The sequence below is a fragment of the Prosthecobacter sp. genome, assembly GCF_020439865.1.
Classification (GTDB): Bacteria; Verrucomicrobiota; Verrucomicrobiia; order Verrucomicrobiales; family Verrucomicrobiaceae; genus Prosthecobacter.
The window spans coordinates 1-5,719 of record NZ_JAGRPF010000160.1; the positions used below are offsets into that span (position 1 = coordinate 1).

Sequence of the window (5,719 nt, forward strand, 5' to 3'; positions counted from 1 at the left end):
CCATTGTGCTGAAGATGCCATCGCTTACGCGGCCACCTGGGATTTTTCCCGGCCAGCGGGCGACGAACGGCACGCGGCAACCGCCGTCCCACGCGGACATTTTCCAGCCGCGCAGCGGATCTGCGGTGCCGGAGTGATCGCGAGGGATGAACGGCTTGCCGTCGGGTTTCATGCCGGCGGTCGTTTCCACCCACGGGCCGTTGTCGGAGGTGAAAACGACGAGCGTATGGTCGTCGAGGCCGAGTTGCTTGAGCGTGTCGAGAAGTCGGCCGGTGGACCAGTCGATCTCCTCGATGGCGTCGCCATACGGGCCATACTCAGACTTCCCTTTGAAGTTCTCCGACGCGCCGAGCGGGATGTGCGGCAGGTTGTGCGCGAGGTAGAGGAAGAAGGGCTGCGCCGTGTTTTTTCCGATCCATTCGATGGCCTCGCGCGTGTAGTCGGCGGTGATGTGATCCCAGCTCTGCACCGCCTTCACGACGACCTCGTCGTTGCGCATGATGGGGCTGCGCATCGGCGTGTCCTGCACGCGCACGGTCGCGCCGTTGTACTTGGGCGTGCCGTAAAAGTAGTCGAAGCCCTGTGCGTTCGGCATCGTCGCCGGATCGGTTTTCGCCGGGCCGTCGCCGTTCAATCCGAGATGCCATTTGCCGATGAGCGCGGTGGCATACCCCGCGGACTTCATCACCTCCGCCATCGTGACCTCCTGTGGATGCGGCACGGTGTGCAGGCGCTTCAAATTGCCCGGCTCCGCAAGGCGGATCGGATACGAGCCCGTCATCAACGCCGCACGCGACACACCGCACACCGGCTGCGCATAGAAGCTCGTCAGCCGCACGCCTTCCGCGGCCATGCGGTCGATGTTCGGCGTCTTGATCTTCTTCGAGCCAAAGCAACCGAGGTCATTGTAACCCTGGTCATCCGTGAAGATGAGAATGATGTTCGGCTTTCGCGACTCCGCCGCGCTGACGAGCGAGGCGAGTCCGATCAAGGCGATGAGAATGCGTTTCATAGTGGGATGAAACGACTCCGCTGGAGCCTTCCTGCATGTCCATTCCACACCACCATGTGACCCTCAGCCACATGGTGGGTGCAGCGGCTCCGCTACTTACTTCATCGGATGCTCCTTGAGGAGCTGGTCCGTCGTGTAGAGCATCATGCGGCCAGGATTGGCGTCACGGATGGCTTTGACTTCGGCGGGGCTGATCGGATCGGCTTTGTTGCCGAAGTGGTTGCGGACGAAGGTGAGGACGTTGGCGATTTCCTCGTCCTTGAGCATGCCACCGAAGGGCGTCATGGGCACCTGGCCGTTGTATTCCTTGTCGCCGACTTTGATGGGGCCCATGAGGCCGTACATGGCGATCTTGATGAGGCGGTCGCGGTCGGAGGTCACCCAAGGGCTGTTCACGATGCTTGGGAAGGCGGGATCGAGTCCGGCACCGTTTGGCTGATGGCAGGTGACGCAATGTCCTTCGCGGAAATAGACTTCCTGACCGGCGGTAAACTGCGCTTTCGCGGCATCGCTGAGATGTGCAGGCGGCGGCACGGCTTTGTATTCGGGCTTCACGACTTCGATGACTCCGTTGAGGCGGTCGGCGGCGGTTTGCGCGGCAGCCTTGTTCCAATCGTCGAGCGGCAGCTTCGATGCGATGGCCACGATGTTTTTCGCGGCGGGAATGTTCGGCAGCCAGCTCGCGGCGACGATGGCTTCGAGGCGCACGCGACCATGTTCATCGGCGGCGGCTTTTTCGAGCAAGGCGACGTGATCGGCGATGACGTGCGTGTTGTAACGCAGCACGCGCACAGCGGCGGCGCGGGCATGGAAGTCGCTGGAGGCGAGCATCTCGCGCAGCAGGCCTTCATCGACTTTGTTTGCACCCCAGGTGACCCAGAGGGCTTCGAGTTTCGCGTGCGTGTCGCTCTGCTTGGCAGCCCAGGCTTTGACGGCAGGAACGACTTCGCTGGCCGGATGTGCGCGAAGTTCGCGACGCGTGCGATAGCGGGCGCGGAGTTCGGGTTCCTTGAGGTTCTCAAAGAGTTGATCAAGCGAGGCGCCGGCGACGGGCACAGCCTTGACGAGCGGGCGCGACGGATAGGTGATGCGGTAGATGCGGCCGTGCACGTGGTCGCGCAGTGGATCGCGCGCGTTGTGCTGCATGTGGCCGATGAGCACGTTGTGCCAGTCGATGACATAGAGGCTGCCGTCGGGTGCGAATTCGAGATCGACCGGACGGAAGTTGCCGTCCTTGCTGACGAGCAGGTCGTGCCGGTGATCGGTCTTCCAGCCGGTGCCGTCGTCCACGATTTTCACCTGCTTGATGCCGAGGAAGCCGATGGCGTTGCAGTAGATGAGATCGCCCTGCACTTCGTCGGGGAAGTGGCGTGAGGAAACGATCTCCAGGCCGCTCGTCGGACGCACCTTGTGATCTTTCGGCACGAGGTCGGCGGCGGACGGCGTCTTGCTGCCGAAGGCGGGCTTCACCTCGACAGGCAATGCCCAGTTCATTGTGGTGCCGGAGGTGTGGAGGAGGAAATCCTGGCCCCATTGATCAAACACGAAGCCCCACGGATTCGGGATGCTCATCTGAATCGTGCGCTCGAGGTGGCCGCGCTGCGGGCTGTAACGATAGAAACCGCCATCGACGCAGCGCACGGGGCCGTAGGGCGTTTCGATGTTCGAGTGGAGGAAGATGCCTTCGCACATCATGAACGCACCACTCGGATCGGCGGTGTAGGCGCTGACGGCGTGATGCGTGTCGTGCGTGTCGAAGCCGCCGAGGATGATCTCCATGCTGTCGGCCTTGTCGTCGCCGTTCGTGTCGCGGATGAGCACGAGATTCGGCTCCTGCGAGACATAGACGCCTTCAGGTTCGAGCTCGAATCCGATCGGCAGGTGCAGTTTGTCGGCCCAAACGATTTCTTTGTCAGCCTTGCCGTCACCGTCCGTGTCCTCGTAGATGAGGATCTTGTCATCCGGCATCGCATCGCCGGGTTTGAAATGCGGATACGCAGGCATCGTCGCGACCCACAGACGACCTTTGTTGTCGAAGCTCATCTGCATCGGGTTCGCGAGGTTCGGGAACTCTTTTTCCGAGGCAAACAGCTGCACTTTGTAGCCTTCTGGCACGGTGAGCGACTGCAACGCCTCCTCGCCGTAGAGATACTTCTCGCTGCCGTTCTTCACGCTCGGCACGTAGTTCGTCGGCACGGCGGGCAGCGCGTGCGTCTTGCTGTCATCGACCTTCAAATCAGTCGTCTTGCCGGCCGTGACCTGGTGGATCAAATCATCACGCAGCGCGGTCATCTCGCGCGTCTTCTGCACTTCGTCCGGATAGTTCTGCGGACCATACGGATTGTAGCGGCGGCCGTGCGCGTGCACGCCGTTGAGAATGTTGTAATCGTTGTTCCACATCCAGTCCTTCTCTTTCACCGCGGCGTGAACGAGTGCGGGATCCGCCTTCGATTCGCGGCTCTGGTGACCGTAAAGACCCGTGGCGAGCCATTCGGCGACCTGCTCGTAGCCTTTCTCCGTCGGCACAAAACCGCCGGTGGTGAAAAACTCGCCGCCCTTCGCATAAACCTCCTGCGTCGGCGTGAAAAGGTCGATGTAGGTCAGGCCGTGCTTCTTCGCGACCTTCTCGATGGCGCCCGCGTAGAGCACGAGGTTGGCGTTTTCGACGTCGCCCTTCGGCAGATCGCGTTTCGCGCTCTGATTTTCATACGCGATGGGCGAGACGAGCACCACACGCGGCGCGGTCTTGCCGTTGTAGGCTTTGCTCAGCGTGTGAACGACCCACGCGTCGAGTTCGGCTTCGAAATTGCCGACCTTGTTCGGGCCGTCGAATGACTCGTTGTAGCCAAAGAAGCCGACAATCGTGTCCGCCTTCAGATGTGTGAGCCACTGATCGGGCGTGGCGTAGAAGCCCTGACCGTTGTGGATCGTCTTGTCGGGATGAAACTTCTCCGCGCCGGGGAAGGCCCACTGCGACGCACGCGACGGATGCGGACGGAAGCCCGGCGTGTCGCCCACGTGGCCCATGTTGCGGAAGAACAGGTCGCGATCTGGATAACGAAGCTGCAGTTCCGTTTCGATGCGGCTGTACCATGTGTCACGCTCGGCGAGGCCGTTGCCGATGAGCACGATGTGCTCGCCCTTCTCCGGTGGCGCCACGTTTTGACTGCGTGCGGCGGTCGCGGCTGGTGGCTCCACAGCGGGTTGATGCGGTGCTCCGGCAGGTTGCTCTTCCTTCTTTTTCTCCGCCTTCTTCGCGCCGCCCTTTTTGGCCGCCGTTTGCTTCGCTGCATCTTCCGGAAGTCCCATCGACGGGCTGCTGCCGGTCGCAAAGTCGCCGGGCTTCAGATTGCGCTGCCTGAAGTAACCCGCGTCCTTGATGAAGCCGTAGAATGTCGGATTGAACGGATCGATGAAGGCCACATCCGCCTTTTCCGGCACGGGAAGGCCGAGCAGATGATGCGCGGCGTTCACGATGAGACGGCGCAGGTTTTCGTCCTGATAATCCACCGCCGCGCCCATCGTCGTGCAGAACGAATGGCCCTTTGTGGTGCCGTTTGGTGCCGTGTAGTCGTGCAGCCAGGCGATCGGCTGCATGGGCTCGTTCTTTGGGCCCACCAAATTCTTCGATTTCGGGTCGAGCGACTCCGTCACCGCGCCGCGCAGCAGGATCGTGTCGCTGTCAGCCTTCACATCCGGCGCGCCATACACATCGCTCAGCGCGAAAATCTCTCCCACGCCACGCAGCACCTCGTTCTTCGAGTTTGCGGCCTCCACAACACTGCGCGTGCCCTCCTTTTTGTGCGCACCATGATGACTGACCCATTTCTCGCCCAAGATTTTCAGCCCGAACTCGCTCCACTTGAAGTCACCCGTCTTGCCGTTGCCCGTGAACGCGTGCGTCGCCGTGCGGAAGCCGATCACCGGCTTCCCGGCGTTCAGAAACTTCGCGAAGTGTTCCAGCGATGCGTTCGGAAGCTGGCGAAAGCGCGTGCCGATGATCAGCAGGTCAGCGTCGGCGAGCCGTTCGGTGCCGCGGATGTTCTTCTGGTTGTTCGGATCGATGTAACCGCCTGCCTCGTCCGTGGAGAACAGCACGACGCAGTTGAAGCCGTGCGTCTTGGCCAGAATCTTCGCCAGCATCGGCATCGACTCCTCCGTGCGGTATTCCTCGTCACCCGCGACCAGCACGATCGTCCTGCCCTTGCCCGCGCCGACGGGGTTTGCGGCCATTTCGATGTATTCCTGCGCGGACGCGACCGAGCCAAGGAGTGCGAGTGAGAATAGGAGGTGCTTCATGGTTGGGAAAAAACGGAGGGGACGTTATACCGCACGACTTGGCGGAACCGGACAAGAAAAAACAGCTGCTTGGTGGTTTTCGTGTTGGAGGACTACTCCACCAGCTTCCGCAGACTCGACGTGACCTCGTCCCGGCTCAATGCGCCCGCAGCTACGGCGAACGTGAGGTTTTCCCAGTCGTCGCCGTCAGGTGCTGGCGAGAGGCCGTTCAGTTGCAGGAAGACCAGGCACGAGCCGAGCGCCACACGCTTGTTTCCATCCACGAAAGGATGATTGCTGCAGAGATAGAAAAGATAGGCTGCGGCCACTTCGATCGCGTCTTGGAATGGAGAATTCCCGCCAAAACTGGCCTGCGGTGCAGCGATGGCCGACTCCAGCAGTGCTCGATCACGCAAGACGTCCGATCCG

Annotated in this window: 3 protein-coding genes; all 3 read right to left on the reverse strand. The window is 61.4% G+C overall.

Annotation, left to right across the window (positions count from 1 at the left end):
• Positions 1-1,012 (reverse strand): sulfatase-like hydrolase/transferase (locus KDL09_RS19465; RefSeq protein WP_294388924.1); only part of this gene is annotated, 1,012 nt, incomplete at its 3' end.
• A 96-nt stretch (positions 1,013-1,108) separates the two neighbouring features.
• Positions 1,109-5,311 carry a PVC-type heme-binding CxxCH protein gene (locus tag KDL09_RS19470; RefSeq protein ID WP_294388925.1) on the reverse strand — a complete coding sequence of 1,401 codons (4,203 nt, stop codon included), beginning with the start codon at positions 5,309-5,311 and terminating at the stop codon, positions 1,109-1,111.
• A gap of 92 nt (positions 5,312-5,403) precedes the next feature.
• On the reverse strand, positions 5,404-5,719 hold a 316-nt coding region (locus KDL09_RS19475; protein ID WP_294388927.1), incomplete at its 5' end, for a type II toxin-antitoxin system death-on-curing family toxin.